General features: G+C 70.3%; 12 protein-coding genes and 1 pseudogene. 10 read left to right on the forward strand and 3 right to left on the reverse strand.

The genetic code is table 11. The features are described from left to right. Positions 1-35 precede the first annotated feature (35 nt). Positions 36-860 carry a helix-turn-helix transcriptional regulator gene (locus E5082_RS19175; protein WP_135792453.1) on the reverse strand — a complete coding sequence of 275 codons (825 nt, stop codon included), beginning with the start codon at positions 858-860 and terminating at the stop codon, positions 36-38. Between the two features lie 101 nt (positions 861-961). Between E5082_RS19175 and E5082_RS19180 the strand changes: the two genes are divergently transcribed. After that, positions 962-2,419 (forward strand): aldehyde dehydrogenase family protein, encoded by a 1,458-nt coding sequence (locus tag E5082_RS19180; protein ID WP_135792454.1) that lies wholly within the window; start codon positions 962-964, stop codon positions 2,417-2,419. 455 nt (positions 2,420-2,874) lie between these two features. Here E5082_RS19180 and E5082_RS19185 read toward each other — a convergent pair whose 3' ends face one another. Next, positions 2,875-4,065: a tetratricopeptide repeat-containing glycosyltransferase gene (locus E5082_RS19185; protein ID WP_135792455.1), complete on the reverse strand. Its 1,191-nt coding sequence runs from the start codon at positions 4,063-4,065 to the stop codon at positions 2,875-2,877. Between the two features lie 1,039 nt (positions 4,066-5,104). On the opposite strand from E5082_RS19185, the gene E5082_RS19190 reads away from it, so the two are divergent. The 6 genes and pseudogenes from E5082_RS19190 (at position 5,105) to E5082_RS19215 (ending at position 10,667) form a co-directional block, all read left to right on the forward strand. Beyond that, positions 5,105-5,914, forward strand: coding sequence for a formate/nitrite transporter family protein (locus E5082_RS19190; RefSeq protein WP_135792456.1), 810 nt, complete (start codon positions 5,105-5,107; stop codon positions 5,912-5,914). Between the two features lie 544 nt (positions 5,915-6,458). Beyond that, a pseudogene (locus E5082_RS33925) lies at positions 6,459-6,681 on the forward strand (Rieske (2Fe-2S) protein); the annotation flags it as partial. Continuing rightward, positions 6,665-7,207, forward strand: coding sequence for a DUF1360 domain-containing protein (locus E5082_RS19200; protein WP_135792457.1), 543 nt, complete (start codon positions 6,665-6,667; stop codon positions 7,205-7,207). The pseudogene E5082_RS33925 and the gene E5082_RS19200, both read left to right, overlap by 17 nt. A 137-nt stretch (positions 7,208-7,344) precedes the next feature. Next, on the forward strand, positions 7,345-8,106 hold the full coding sequence (locus tag E5082_RS19205; RefSeq protein ID WP_135792458.1) for a maleylpyruvate isomerase family mycothiol-dependent enzyme: 762 nt from the start codon (positions 7,345-7,347) through the stop codon (positions 8,104-8,106). A gap of 222 nt (positions 8,107-8,328) precedes the next feature. Then, positions 8,329-8,871 (forward strand): DUF5709 domain-containing protein, encoded by a 543-nt coding sequence (locus E5082_RS19210; protein ID WP_229918853.1) that lies wholly within the window; start codon positions 8,329-8,331, stop codon positions 8,869-8,871. A 404-nt stretch (positions 8,872-9,275) separates the two neighbouring features. Beyond that, positions 9,276-10,667, forward strand: a complete 1,392-nt coding sequence (locus tag E5082_RS19215) for an MFS transporter (protein ID WP_268255625.1) — start codon at positions 9,276-9,278, stop codon at positions 10,665-10,667. A 67-nt stretch (positions 10,668-10,734) separates the two neighbouring features. On the opposite strand, the gene E5082_RS19220 is transcribed toward E5082_RS19215, so the two are convergent. Further along, positions 10,735-11,163, reverse strand: coding sequence for a hypothetical protein (locus tag E5082_RS19220; RefSeq protein ID WP_229918883.1), 429 nt, complete (start codon positions 11,161-11,163; stop codon positions 10,735-10,737). Between the two features lie 60 nt (positions 11,164-11,223). On the opposite strand from E5082_RS19220, the gene E5082_RS19225 reads away from it, so the two are divergent. The 3 genes from E5082_RS19225 to E5082_RS19235 all read left to right on the forward strand — a co-directional run bounded on the left by E5082_RS19225 (position 11,224) and on the right by E5082_RS19235 (position 13,723). Further along, the gene (locus E5082_RS19225) at positions 11,224-11,481 is read left to right on the forward strand and encodes a response regulator transcription factor (RefSeq protein WP_229918878.1); all 258 of its coding nucleotides are present in this window, start codon (positions 11,224-11,226) and stop codon (positions 11,479-11,481) included. Positions 11,482-11,678: 197 nt separating this feature from the next. Continuing rightward, positions 11,679-13,022, forward strand: coding sequence for a bifunctional 3-oxoadipate enol-lactonase/4-carboxymuconolactone decarboxylase PcaDC (gene pcaDC, locus E5082_RS19230; RefSeq protein WP_135792459.1), 1,344 nt, complete (start codon positions 11,679-11,681; stop codon positions 13,020-13,022). A gap of 65 nt (positions 13,023-13,087) precedes the next feature. Continuing rightward, a complete protein-coding gene (locus E5082_RS19235) occupies positions 13,088-13,723 on the forward strand; it encodes an MBL fold metallo-hydrolase (protein WP_135792460.1) in 636 nt (211 codons plus the stop codon). Positions 13,724-13,752: the final 29 nt, after the last annotated feature.

Raw genomic sequence — 13,752 nt, forward strand, 5'->3', positions numbered from 1 at the left:
GGGCGGGCTCCCGCGGCAGACCGTGCCCTAGGCGCTCAGACCCACTGCTGAAGACCCATGGTGGCCACCAGGTCCAGCTTGCTGCGGGCGTCCGTGTCGGGGCGGGGCAGAAAGACCACGAGGCGCAGGTCCGCGGGCTGGATCGTCAGGACGCTGGACTCGAGGGCGATCTCTCCGGCCTGAGGGTGCACGACGATCTTGCGCGCACTCTGGAGGTCGCCCACGGTCGGTTGGGCCCACAGCGACAGGAAGCGGGGGAGACGACGCAGCTTCGTGACGAGCGCCGCCAGCGAAGGGTCCGACGGGTAACGGCTGGTGGTCGCGCGCAGGTCGGAGACGAGAGAACTCTCGAAGGCGTCCCGTTCGGTCTTGGTCAGCCGCAGTCGGCCGGGCCCAGGCCCGAACTGGGACAGCACCAGGTTGCGGCCGTCATCGTCGGAAGAACTCGGGTCACCGAAGGTCGCCGCGAAAAGTGGGTTCCAGTGCAGTAACTGCCAGGCAGCGCTGTAGACACCCAGCGGGTTGACGGCGAGTTGTTCCATCAGCCGGTGCAGGCTCGCCGGGATCAGCAGAGGAATCCGGTCCGGTCCCGCGGCGTGGCCGGCCAGGCGCATGAGGTGTGCTTGTTCGTCGTCGGACAGCTGAAGCGCGCGGCCGACAGCCGCGCAGACCTGAGGAGAGGGGGTGAGGGAACGACCCTGTTCCAGGCGTTCCACGTACTCGGCGGAGATTCCGGCCAGCATCGCCAACTCGCCGCGGCGCAGACCTGCGACGCGGCGGGGAGAGTTGTGAGGGATTCCGACGGCCTCCGGAGTCAGGCGTTCACGCCACGCCCGCAGGACTTGTCCGAGTTCATTCATGCCCCCATGTTCGCTCACCTTCGCCGTCTCAGGGTCGTACTGGCGGTACGACGAAGATCTGTGCCTTCCTGCGAGCTCGGAGCGATTACAGGATCGACGTCATGAACACCATTGCGCAGCACTGGATCAACGGACAGTGGACCGGCTCCGGCTCGGTTCTGGAATCAGTCGACCCGGCCGACGGCACAGTCGTCGGTTCCTTCTACGACGGTGGCGAGGCAGAGGCCTCGGTCGCCGTGGACGCCGCCGCCGCCGCGTTAGCGACCACCGAATGGCCGCGCACCCCCTCGCTTCGGGCGACCGCCCTCAGTCGGCTGGCCGACGCCCTCGAGGAGCGGGTACCCGAGGTCGCGGCCATGCTGTCCCGGGAGAACGGCAAGCTGCTGGGTGAGACCACGTGGGAGGTCAGCGGTGCGGTCGGGTGGCTGCGGTACGCGGCGGCGTCTGCGCGCACCCAGAACGCCGGGCGTGCCGCTGAGACGGCACCCGGCCAGTACTCTCAGTCGGTGCCCGAGCCACTCGGTGTCGCCGGCATCATCTCTCCCTGGAACTCCCCCATCATGCTGACCGTGCGGGCATTGGGCCCGGCGCTGGCCGCCGGCTGCACCGCCGTGGTCAAACTTCCGGCTCAGACGGCGCTGACCAATGAGCTTTTCGCACAGGTTCTGGCCTCGGTCCCGGAGATTCCGGCGGGTGTGGTCAACGTATTCACCGAGTCCGGCAACACCGGGGCCCCGTTCCTGGTCTCCTCGGACAAGGTCGACGTGATCAACTACACCGGCAGTACGCCGGTCGGGCGCCAGATCGCGGCCGCGGCCGCCGCCACGCTCAAGCGGCTCGGTCTGGAACTGGGCGGCAAGGCTCCGATGGTGATCTTTCCCGACGCCGATCTGGACATGGTGATCCCGACGGTGGTGCAGGCGCTGTTGCTGATGAACGGGCAGTTCTGCTGCACCGGTTCCCGTGTACTGGTTCACCGGGACGTCGCCGACGAGGTGCGCACTCGGCTCACCAGTGCGCTCGCGCAAGTGCGGCTCGGCTCGGGCGACGACGAGAAGGCCCAGCTCGGTCCGGTGATCGACCGGGCGTCCGCCCGGCGGGTGGACGCGATCGTCGAGGAAGCCGCCTCGTACGGCACCGTACTGCTGCGCGGCGGTGTGGTCACCGACGGCCCCTTGGCCGCAGGTGCGTTCTACCGGCCGAGCCTGATCGAGGTGGACCGCACCGACGTCCGGATCGTGCAGGAAGAAGTCTTCGGTCCGGTTCAGACGTTCGAGATCTTCGACGACGAGGACGACGCCGTGACGAAGGCGAACGCCACCATCTACGGTCTGGCCGCCTCGGTGTTCAGCTCGGACTCCATGAAGGCTCGCCGAATCGCCCGGCGCATCCGCACCGGCACGGTATGGATCAACACCTGGGGAGCCGTCAGCGAGGACTTCGAGGAGGGCGGCGTCAAGGGCAGCGGTTACGGCTACCTGTGCGGCCCGCGAGCGATCGAGGAGTTTCAGGCCCTCAAGGTGTACGTGGAGCAGGACTACACCCAATCCGCTCACTGATCAGATCATGGCCTGGCCCGGCGCCCACCTGGGCTCCGGGCCTTTCCCAGCATGGGAAGGATGCACCATGGCGTCGATTCTGATCACCAGAGCGACGAACGGTGCTGGTGTCGCTCTGGCCGAGACCCGACGACTCGCGGCCGAGGTCCGCCCCAAGCCGGTTGCCCCGAGACCCGTAGGTCAGGACTTGCGAGCGCGGTAGACCGTGCGGCAGCGGCTCCAGGCCCGCCGCCCACAGCGCCCCGGTGACGTCGGTGGGGTCGAAGTACCAACCGCTGAGGGTCTGGTCCACCCGCTGGACCCTCTTCCCGGTGCCGTGCGCCCCGGAGACGCGCGGCATGCCGCGGCGGGTCTCGGTGTCCCAGACGGCGGGCGCGCCATCCGTGACGGGGGGCACCGCCCGACGCCGCCGGGGGCGACAGCAAGGCCGCTCCGATCGGCATCTGATCCGCGGATCAGGTGCTGACAAGTGTCCTCGCGTCGGCCCCTGCTCCCAGGAGCAGCTTGGCCCGCGCGAGATCCCTGTTCGTGATGACCCGTTGACGATGGTCGTCGGGCAACTTTCCACCGTCCAACAGCTTCTCGCAGCACTCCAGCGATTCACGGTACTCGCCCATCCAGTACGACGACACCGCCAGCTCGTCCAGCGCCCGCCACTCGTACCAGCCATGCTCCACGAACAGGATGTCCTTCGACGGCGGGAGCTCCACCGCGCGCCGCGCGAACATGTACGCGAGTGGCCAGCGCTCCCCGTTCAGACGGTACAGACGCGCGAGCTCGCCGAGCGGTTCGACGCGTGTGGGCCGGTACTCGTGCGCGTCCAGGAAGCGGGCCGTGACCTCCGGCATCCGGCGCTTGGCGTCCATGGCCAGCCGGGCCGCATAGAGCCGGGCGCAGAACGCCTCCTCGGCGAAGCCACCCATGCCCGCGCGCCGATCGTACGCGGCGAGCGCCTTTCCGGGTTCACCGGCGTCGCGCCAGCTCTGGGCGAGGTAGAAGACGTAACGGGCGTTGTCCGGATCCTTGGCAAGCCCCTCCTTGAGGATCGCGGCATCGCGGAGGTACTTCTGTCGCTGGCTGCCCTGGAGGCGCCCACCGCCGCCCATGATGACCATGCGAGCGCCTTCGAGGGTGGCCCGGCTGAAGCGCGTGTCGCACTCCAGGTACTCGTGCAGCACACCGACGTACCGCCAAGGCAGACGGGTCGACACCATCGTCGGACGCCAGTGGACGAGGGGGCCGTGGCGCACCTCGAAGTCGTAGCAGTCATGGGTCAGTTCCGGCATCGTGAAGCCGGGACCGGTCTCCATCACGTCGTCGGCGTCGATGAACAGCAGGTAGTGCGCGCGGTCCCGGGCCAGATCGATCGCCTCGCTGCGGCTCAGGTCGAAGCCCTTCCAAGGGCTCTCGTACAGCGCCCCGGGCAGGTCGGCGAGAGTTTCCCGGATGACGTCCTGAGTGCCGTCGGTCGAGCCCGTATCAAGGATCACCCATGTGTCGATGAGGGGGCGCACAGATTCGAGGCAGCGCCGGATCACATGCGCCTCGTCCTTGACGATCATATTAAGGCAGACCGTTTTCATGACTTTTTCTTTTCTGTAATGAAGGGGATCGGTGGGCGAGTTTACCGAGTCATAGAACTCCACACCAGGACCGCCACCAGGGGCTCGGCGTCCATACAGGTGATGCTCCGACCGGATTGGCACCCCAGTCGCCTGCACCTGTGTATAAGTGAGCAGTTCCTGCTGTAACGCATGGGAGATATTTTATGGTAATCACCGCGCAACTCCCCCTTCCACGCGAAGAAATCCAGAGCTCCGAGGCGATCACACACAGAAGACAGCGGACGGGGCTGTGGCTGTGGCCGCTCATCCTGACTTTCGGCCTGACGAGCCACGGACTGACCGCTGACAGCTGACGGCAACCTCTCGTGAAACCGTCGGGTGAGACAACCTTGCGCTGCACGATGGAGCGACCTGCCGCGGTACGAGGAGCCGTTGTCGGCAATAAAGAAGATTCGTTTTTGCGCTGGCGTAGGGTCGGTTGCCCATCACCTGCTCAACCAGTCTCATGAAAAGCACAATGTCTGTGCTCTAATCGCAGCGGCCGAAGACCTCGGCCCGGTGGATGTCGTCAGCGGCAGGTTGGCCAGGGGTCCGCCGCGCCTCCGGCCGGCCACGATGGGCGTTTACGGTCGAGATTTAGACGCTCCGGGGTCCGTGCTCCCTTTTCTTCCCCGAGCCCATGAGACGAAGGTCCATCGGAGTGCTCCGGTGAGGCTTCGTCTTGAGCTCGACTGCACTTGCGCGGATGAGACGGCGGGCTACTCGTGCAGTTGGCGTTCCTCGATGGTCGGGAGGACGCCGGATTCGGGATCGCAGCCGCCAAGACGGGATCCACGAGGCGACACGGCTCCACCGGAAGCCGGGCGGGTTCTGTCGCGTGGTGGTTGATGCGGTGTGCGCTGCTCTGGACCTGGCCCGCCGCGGAGGTCGTCACCCTGCTCGGCGCGACCCCGGCGATCCCGCCCGCGGCGTCGTCCCGGCCGTCGCCTCCGCCGGCCTTCACCTCCCACCGGGTACTCGACCGGGCAGCCGACACTGTCGTGGAGCACCGAAACGCTCGCCTGTCCGCTCGAAAACCTTGCCGGGCGGCTGCGCGGCCGAGCGAGACCGGAGGAGTGCCATGGAACCGGATGACCACATCATGCGCGGGCCCGGTGAGAGGAGAGTCGCCGAGGCGGCGGAACGGATCGTGGCCGAGGGCCGGCCACGGTTGCACCGCACCTGGACGTCCTTGGTGGCCACCTCGCTGCTGGGCGGGATCGACGTCGGTGTCGGCGTCATGGCGCTGCTGTTCGTGCGGCACGAGACTGGCAGCGAGCTGCTGGCCGGGCTGGCCTTCTCCGTGGGGCTCATCGCCTTGCTGCTCGGGCACAGCGAACTGTTCACCGAGGGCTTCCTGGTGCCCGTGGCCACCGTCATCGCGGGCGCGGCCAGCTGGCTGGACCTGGTACGTATGTGGGCCACGGTGCTGGTGATGAACCTGATCGGTGGATGGGTGTTCATGTGGCTGGTGATGCGGGCCTACCCGGATCTGCATCACACCGCGGCTGCCTCGGGCGCGAAGTTCGTCGACGGTGGGTACACGCTGGGCACCTTCTGCCTCGCTGTGCTGGGTGGCGGCGTCATCACGCTCATGACCCGTATGCACCACGGCAGTGAGTCCATGACCGCGAAGATCACCGCGTCGGTCGCCACCGCGTTCGTCCTGGCCGGGTTCGGGCTGTGGCACTCGGTGCTGGATTCCCTCATCGCATTCGCCGGCCTGCACACCGGCAGCACGTCCTACGGTTACCTCGACTGGCTGCGGTGGCTGGCCTGGGCGGTTCTCGGCAACATCGTCGGCGGCCTCCTGCTGACCACGACACTGCGACTCATCCGCAGTGCCCCCGTACTGAGCGGCGACAGCGCGCAAGCCCCTGACTCCCGATGACAACCCGTCCCGGCCGGTCGCGGCCGGGATCAGATCGGCAGGGCAGGGCTGAGCTGGGAGCGGGCAGCGACAAGCCCCGGCAATTCGAGGAGACCTGGCCCCCGCGTTTGCCGTCCGCGCAAGGGGAGACCCGGCCGACCATGAGCACTACGCGATTCCGCCGCCCCCGGATGCGGCAGAGCCGCTTCCTGCGGCTGGTGGACCGCTTGGAGCGGCAGCCCAGCGCCGCGCTCACCAGCCGCGTCAAGGGGCGGCACGCCACGGCCCGGGTCTATGGCTGCCTCGGCCTGACGGCAGTCGCGCTCGGCGGCATGCTGGGCGGTCACCTGGCCAACCGCCAGGCATCCGGCGCCAACCACGCCGAACAGGTCCCGCACGCCGTGCCCCGGGGCCGGTACCGGATCGGAGCCGTGGCCGAGTTCCCGGCCGACCGGCCGGTGCGGCGCAGCGTGGACGACGTCCCGATCCTGGGCGTCCGGGAAACCGGAGGGGCGATCCACGCCCGGGCCGAAGGGCGCAGCCACCTCGCGGGTCGCTCTCCGAAGGCAAGGTCGGCGACGGGTGCGTCCTGTGCCCCTGGCAGGGCAGCGTCCTCCGGCTCTCGGACGGCTGGCGCGTCCGCGGCCCAGCCGGCCTGCGACCCCCGGATCACCGACGGCCACGTCGAGATCCGCCCGCGCCAGCAGAAGCCGGGCGGGCAGGCGCCGGGCGAGGCAGCCGTGGGACAACGGCGTACGGAGACGGAAACTCATGAACACCGCAGCTGACGGCCGCCTCCCAGGACGTCTGCACGGGCTGCTGCAGCGGACCGGAAGGCAGTACGCGGCGGAGCACGACCGGCCGCTGGGCGGCTACCTCGCAACCATGGCGGGCTTTGCCGCGTACACGACCGCCTGGGCCACCGCCGTACGGCTCCGCGGCCGGCCGCTGCCCGACCGGCCCGAGCCGTGGGACGTCGTGCTGACCTCGGTCGCCACGTTCCGGCTCAGCCGGCTGCTGACCAAGGCGTCGGTCACCAGCCCGCTGCGCGCACCCTTCACCCGGTACGTCGCCCCCCAGGGCCCGGCCGAACTGCACGAGGAGGCACAGAGCGAGGACGGCAAGCACACCGTCGGAGAACTGGCCACCTGCCCCTTCTGCATGAGCGTCTGGGTGGCGTCCACCCTGACCGCCGGCCAGCTTCTCTGGCCGCGTGAGACACGTACCGCCATGGGCGTGCTGGCCGCCCTCGCCGGGGCTGACACGCTGCAACTGGCGTACAGCGCGCTGATCGAGAAGACGACCGGCGAGTGACCCGGCAGTGGAACGCGGTGGTTCACGGGCGTCCGTGTGGGGCGGGGCACCGACCGCGCGGGTGAAGGCGGCTCCCGCGGCTGACGGCCTGAAGAATCGGGGTGCGGTCGGCTGGGCTGGGGTGGTAGGCAAGCGACGTGACAGAGAGTCTTGAGTTCTCCGCGCTGGTGCAACTGATCGACGAGCGGTCGGCTGCGTTCCGGAGTGCGGTTGCCGCCGCGCCCAGCCTTGACGCGCCGGTGCCGTCCTGCCCCGAGTGGACGGTGTTCCATCTGGTGCAGCACCTGGGTACGGGCCAGCGCTGGTGGGCCGCGATCGTCGCCGCGGGCCCGGCCGAGGCTCCGCCGGCCAAGGATGCCGCGGAGGTGCCGCACGATCTCGAGGCGCTGCTGGCCTGGTACGCCGAGTCGAACGAGCTGCTGCTGAGTGCGCTGCGCGAGGCCGGCCCGGAGCGCGAGTGCTGGGCGTGGTGGAGCCTCGGCGTGTCCCCGGCGAATGCCCGGGGCGTTGCCCGGCGCCGGGTGCACGAGGTGCTGGTGCACACCTACGACGCCCAGCTCGCCGCAGGCGCCGTGCAGCCGATGCCTGTGGACGTCGCGATCGACGGCGTGGCCGAGTTTCTCGACACCTGCAACTCCACCCCGGCTGCCTGGCCGCACGAGGCCGCCACCATCCACTACCACGCCACCGAGGGCCGCTCCTGGCTCCTCGCGCTGGACGGCACGGGCGCTTGGCCCGCACCCCTCACGGACGACGCCGCGCCCGCCTCCGCCTCGGCCACGGGCACGGCCGAGCAGCTGCTCCTCTTCGTCTGGGGCCGCCTCACCCTGAGCGACCTGAAGATCGAGGGCGACCAGCGGGTGTTCGAGCAGCTGATCGCCTGGGAGCCCGAGGAGTAGCCTGCCGATACCGTCGGCGGACAGCCTCAACGGCGATCACACTCTGGGCGGGTGTGATGACAGGCCCGCTGATTGACCCTTCGAGACTGACCGGAGGGTAATTCCCCGCTCGCTGTCCGGAGTGCAGCCACTGCTCCGGCCAAGCAGTTTGGTTGGGACGGCCATACCCGGAAACGCGGATGTCGACGTTCCTGGGAGCCACTCGATGGAGGGAGGCCACTCATGGACACCGATCCGATGGCCGACGACGTCTACCAGCCGACCAACAACGACGTGCGTGAAGAGGACGCCGCGCGGTTGGACGACCTGGAGGACGCGGTCGAGGAACCGAGCTACGACGAACTCCTCGACGAGGGGTACTCCCCGCCGGAGAAGCCGCTCGGCGTCACCAAGTACGGCACCACCGCAGCCGAGCAGCGGGCGGGCGAGAGCCTCGACCAGCGGTTGGCCCAGGAGGAGCCGGATGTCCGGGAGCCGGAGGGTGACGGGGTGGGCGACCTGCCCGGCGGTGACGGCGAGCTCATCGACCCGGAGGCGGGTGAGGCGCGCGCCGGCCGCCTGATGGCCCCGGACGAGGGCGCACATCCCGACACCGAGGCAGACGAGGTCGCCTACGACGTTGGCATCGACGGGGGAGCGGCCAGTGCCGAGGAGGCCGCCGCCCACGTCACCGACGACGACTTCTCGCCGACCGCCCACGACCCCGTCCCTTCGGACGATCCCCTGCTGTACCCCCGCCCCCGGCGTCGGCACCGGCAGGGCTGAGGAGTCGGTCCCGCAGACGATCGACCTGCCGCCGCACGCCCTGTCCCGCCTGCTCGATGTGCGCGGGCCTCCTGCTCGGTCATGCCGGTCACCGCGATCATGCGCCGCGGTGCCCGCTGGGCCTGCGCTCGAGTCTCGGCGTGCCCGTCGGCTCCCCCGACCACTCGACCCGCCGCGGATCGTCGAGCACCTGCTCCGGGTGCGGCTGAAGGCGGCAGCGCCGGAGGCAGGCAGGGCGGTGAGCCGGGACGGACCGGGAGTTCCCCGGGCGCGTCCTGGCCCGGCACCCGCGATCCCCTTGGCATGATGGCCGCCCGGGTTCCCGAGGACAGAACGGAGCCGGTGTCGTGCCCTTCGCGGAGTCGACCGGCGGCGCGTCCGGGCCCCCAGGAGCTCCGCCGGCCGTGCGGCGGTCCGTGGCGCCGCTGCTGGCCGTGTGCACGGGATACTTCATGGTCATCCTGGACGTCACGGTCATCAACGTCGCCGTGCCCGTGGTGGGCCGGGAACTGCCGGCCTCGCTCACCGGCATCCAGTGGATCACGGACGGGTACACCCTGGTCTTCGCCGGATTCCTGATGACCGGTGGCGCGCTGGGCGACCGCCTGGGCAACCGGCGCGTCTTCAGGGCGGGCGTCTCGGTGTTCACGGTGGCCTCGGCCGCCTGCGCGTTCGCGCCGAGCGCCGCCTTCCTCATCGCGGCCCGGCTGGTGGAAGGGCTCGGTGCGGCGCTGATCGTCCCCGGCTCGCTCGCCCTCCTCCAGGAGGCGTACCCGCTGCCCGCCGCACGTTCGCGGGCCTTCGGACTGTGGGGGTCGATGGCCGGTGTCGCGGCCTCCGCCGGACCGTTGCTGGGCGGGCTGCTGGTGTCCACCGTGGGCTGGCGCTGGGTCTTCCTGATCAATCTGCCCGTCGGCGTGGCCTGCCTGTTTCTGACCTGGCGGCACGTGGCACCCTCGCCGCGTCACCCCGGCCGGTCCCTGGACTGGCCGGCGCAGTGTGCCGTGGTGGTGGCGGTGGCCCTGCTGACCGGCGCGCTGAACGAGGCCGGCCGGCGCGGCTGGTCCGATCCCCTCGTGCTCGCCGGGCTGGGCCTGGTCGTGCCCGCCGTCGCGGCGTTCGTGTGGCGCGAGCGCGTCGCCCGTTCCCCCGGCCTTCCGCCGCGCCTGCTCGGCTCCCGCACGATGGTCGGCGGGGCCGTCATCGGCCTGCTGTTCAACTTCGGCTTCTACGGCATGGTGTTCACCGCCAGCCTGGACTTCCAGCACCAGCGCGGCTTCGGCGCCCTCAGGACCGGGCTGGCGCTGTTCCCGGCCGTGGCGATGACGATGTTCGCCTCCATCCTGTCCGGACGGCTCGCCCGCCGCACCGGTCACCGTCCGCTGGTGGTCTCCGGCATGTTCCTCGGCGCGCTGGGGCTGGCCGGCTGGGCCGCGGCGGGTACCGATCCGGCCTACCCCCTGCTGGTGGCCCCGATGATGGCCGCCGGGTTCGGTACGTCCTTCGCGCTCACCGGCTCGACCGCCACGGTGATGGGTGCCGCGCCCCCGGAGTACGCGGGGGCCGCCTCCGCACTGTTCAACACCGCCCGCCAGATCGGCAGCGCGACCGGGGTGGCCCTCGGCGGCAGCCTGCTGGCCACCGGCGGCGACTACGGCACCGGACTTCGCACCAGCATGGCCATCGGAGCCCTCGCCTATCTGGCCGCGGCGGCCGTCGCGTGGGTATGCGTCCCAGCCGGGCCGAAGTCACCGCCCGAACGCCCCACTTCCCCCGCGGACCGCATGTCCCGCTGACCGAACGCCCCCCCCTCGGGCCCCCCGGAAGGGTGTGCCCGGCCGCCGCTGAGAACCGGCCGACCCGTCAAGTCAGCATGGGAGCCCGGTTCTTGCGAGCCCGGTGGATGCCCAGGCCGAGGAAGCCGACCCAGACCAGAGTGAGCAGACCGACGAGGGCATCCGCGCCCCACCCGTTGACGGCGTAGAAGTGGGTGGCGTCCATGCCGAAGTAGAGCGACGGGACGGCCAGCAGGTTGATGACTCCGACGACAACGGCACCGCGCAGGGCCCAGCGTGGCACCACCGGTGACGCGGCGCTCATGAACTGCTGCGCGGCACGGGCGAACCCGAGGAAGAACATCGCGATCCACAGGTGTGCGATCGGACCGTGAGCCAAGGCCATGGCGGCCGCCAGAGGGCCGTCCGTGGTCGGGTCCATCCCCCCCTCGACGCATTGCAGGCCGGCGCGAGCGGATACCTGCTCAAAGATGTCGCGCCGCAAGAGCTCTGCCACGCGGTTCACCTTGCCGCATCGGGAGAATCCGCGTTCTCGGCGACGGTCACCCGCCAACTCGTGGCACGCCACACTCGCACAGCCGACGATTCCGCCGGCGCCAGAGCTCAGCGGACATCGGAGGCGCTCACCGAACGGGAACGTGCCGTCGCCGAGGCTGTCGCCGAAGGCGCTTCCAACGCGACAATCGCGAAGGCGCTCTTCATGAGCGAAGGCACGGTCAAGACGCACATCTCCCGCGCGCTCACCAAGACCGGCTTGGACAACCGGGTCCAGCTGGCACTCCTGGTGTTCCAGGCGCAGCAGAACTCCTGCTGAGGTTTCCAGGGCGTAAGGCTCGAAAAGCAGAGCGAAAAGTCACGCGGGTGGGCACACACCAACGTGACCGCCACCGAGCGGTGGCATGTGAAGCCTTATGCAGAGGATCTTCGCAAGGCCGCCTCAAAATGGGATGGCCTGCACGGAGTTGAGACCCCAGTGCGTGAGAAATTGTGAGATGTGAGAGCGTGAGCAGGGTGAGTGAGAGTACGTCCAGCACCCTGCAATACCGCTTTGACGGGCCGGAAGAGGCTCCCGTACTGATCTTGGGCCCCTCCCTGGGTACCACCTGGCACATGTTCGACCGCCAGGTGCCGGAACTGGTCAAGCAGTGGCGGGTCCTGCGCTTCGATCTGCCCGGCCACGGCGGGGCCCCGGCCCACCCGGCCGGTTCGGTCGCGGAGCTGGCCACGCGCCTGCTGGCCACCCTGGACAGCCTCGGCGTGCAGCGCTTCGGCTACGCGGGCTGCGCCCTCGGCGGCGCCGTCGGCATCGAGCTGGCCCTGCGTCACCCCGAGCGGCTCGCCTCGCTCGCGCTGGTCGCCGCATCGCCCCGGTTCGGCACGCCGGACGAGTTCCGTCAGCGGGGCGTGATCGTACGCACGAACGGCCTCGACCCGATCGCGCGAAGCGCGCCCGACCGCTGGTTCACCGGGGGCTTCGCCGCCGCGCAGCCCGCGATCACCGAGTGGGCGGTGCAGATGGTCCGCACCACCGACCCCGGCTGCTACATCGCCGCCTGCGAGGCGCTCGCCGCCTTCGACGTGCGTGCGGAGCTGGGCCGTATCGGCGTGCCCACGCTGGTGCTGGTCGGCTCCGAGGACCAGGTCACCGGGCCCGCCGAGGCCCGCACGCTGGTCGCCGGCATCCCGGACGCCCGGCTCGCGGTCGTGCCCGGCGCCTCCCACCTGGTGCCGGTCGAGCAGCCCGCCGCCGTCACCGACCTGCTGGTCCGGCACTTCTCCACCGCCTGGCAGCAGCCCTTCGACACCGGCCAGACCGCGCTCCCGGCCGCCGCCGCGCCCGTCACGGTCCCGGCCGCCCCCACGCCGGTCGCCATGCCCACCCCGGCCCCCGTACCCGCCCCGGCCGCAGCCCCGCGCACCGGGCCGGTAGCCGAGATCGCCCCCGCCGCCGTGCCGCCGCAGCCGGTCGCACCGCCGGACCGGTACGAGACGGGCCTCAAGATCCGCCGTGAGGTACTGGGCGACGCGCATGTCGAGGGCGTGCTCGCGCGGGCCGACGAGTTCTCCGGCGACTTCGAGGAACTCGTCACCCGTTACGCCTGGGGCGAGGTCTGGGACCGGCCGGGCCTGGACCGCAAGTCCCGCAGCTGCGTCACGCTCACCGCGCTGGTCGCGGGCGGACACCTGGAGGACCTGGCCGTCCACACCCGCGCCGCGCTCCGCAACGGCCTCACCCCGCAGGAGATCAAGGAGGTGCTGCTGCAGGCCGCCGTCTACTGCGGTGTCCCGGCGGCGAGCAGCGCCTTCCGCGTGGCCCAGCAGGTCATCCGCGAGGAGACCACGCCCGCCGAGTGAGGCCGCCGGCCGTCCGAGGCGGCACGATGGAGACGGATAGCGGACCGACGACAGGACGGGAAGTCATGAAGTTCACCAAGAAGTCCCACTCCTGCGTCCGCCTGGAGAAGGACGGCCGGACGCTCGTCATCGACCCCGGCAACTTCAGCGAGCCGGACGCGGCGGTCGGCGCGGACGTCGTCCTCGTCACCCACGAGCACCCGGACCACTTCGACGAGGGCCGGCTGCGCGCCGCGCTGGAGGCGAATCCGGAGGCCGGGATCTGGACCCTGAAGTCGGTCGCGGACCAGCTCGCGGCCGCCTTCCCCGGCCGGGTGCACACCGTCGGCCACGGCGACACCTTCACCGCCGCCGGCTTCGACGTCCAGGTCCACGGCGAACTGCACGCCGTGATCCACCCGGACATCCCGCGCATCACCAACGTCGGCTATCTGATCGACGGCGGCAAGGTCTTCCACCCCGGCGACGCCCTCACCGTCCCCGACCAGGCCGTGGAGACCCTGATGCTGCCGGTGATGGCGCCGTGGAACAAGATCTCCGAGGTGATCGAGTACGTGCGCGAGGTCGGTCCCCGCCGGGCCTACGACGTCCACGACGCCCTCCTCACCGACCTGGCCCGCCCGATCTACGACCGCCAGATCGGCGGCCTGGCCGACGCCGAGCACCTGCGCCTGGCACCGGGGACCTCCGCCCAGCTGTGAGGCCGGTTGTCACACCCGGCGGGTAGGTT

The sequence above is a fragment of the Streptomyces griseoluteus genome, from assembly GCF_004784465.1.
Lineage (GTDB): Bacteria > Actinomycetota > Actinomycetes > Streptomycetales > Streptomycetaceae > Streptomyces > Streptomyces griseoluteus.

Coding starts and splice junctions, on each gene's coding strand:
- E5082_RS19175 (WP_135792453.1), bottom strand. CDS start 860: ATGAATGAACTCGGACAAGTCCTGCGGGCGTGGCGTGAACGCCTGACT.
- E5082_RS19180 (WP_135792454.1), top strand. CDS start 962: ATGAACACCATTGCGCAGCACTGGATCAACGGACAGTGGACCGGCTCC.
- E5082_RS19190 (WP_135792456.1), top strand. CDS start 5,105: ATGGAACCGGATGACCACATCATGCGCGGGCCCGGTGAGAGGAGAGTC.
- E5082_RS19200 (WP_135792457.1), top strand. CDS start 6,665: ATGAACACCGCAGCTGACGGCCGCCTCCCAGGACGTCTGCACGGGCTG.
- E5082_RS19210 (WP_229918853.1), top strand. CDS start 8,329: ATGGACACCGATCCGATGGCCGACGACGTCTACCAGCCGACCAACAAC.
- E5082_RS19235 (WP_135792460.1), top strand. CDS start 13,088: ATGAAGTTCACCAAGAAGTCCCACTCCTGCGTCCGCCTGGAGAAGGAC.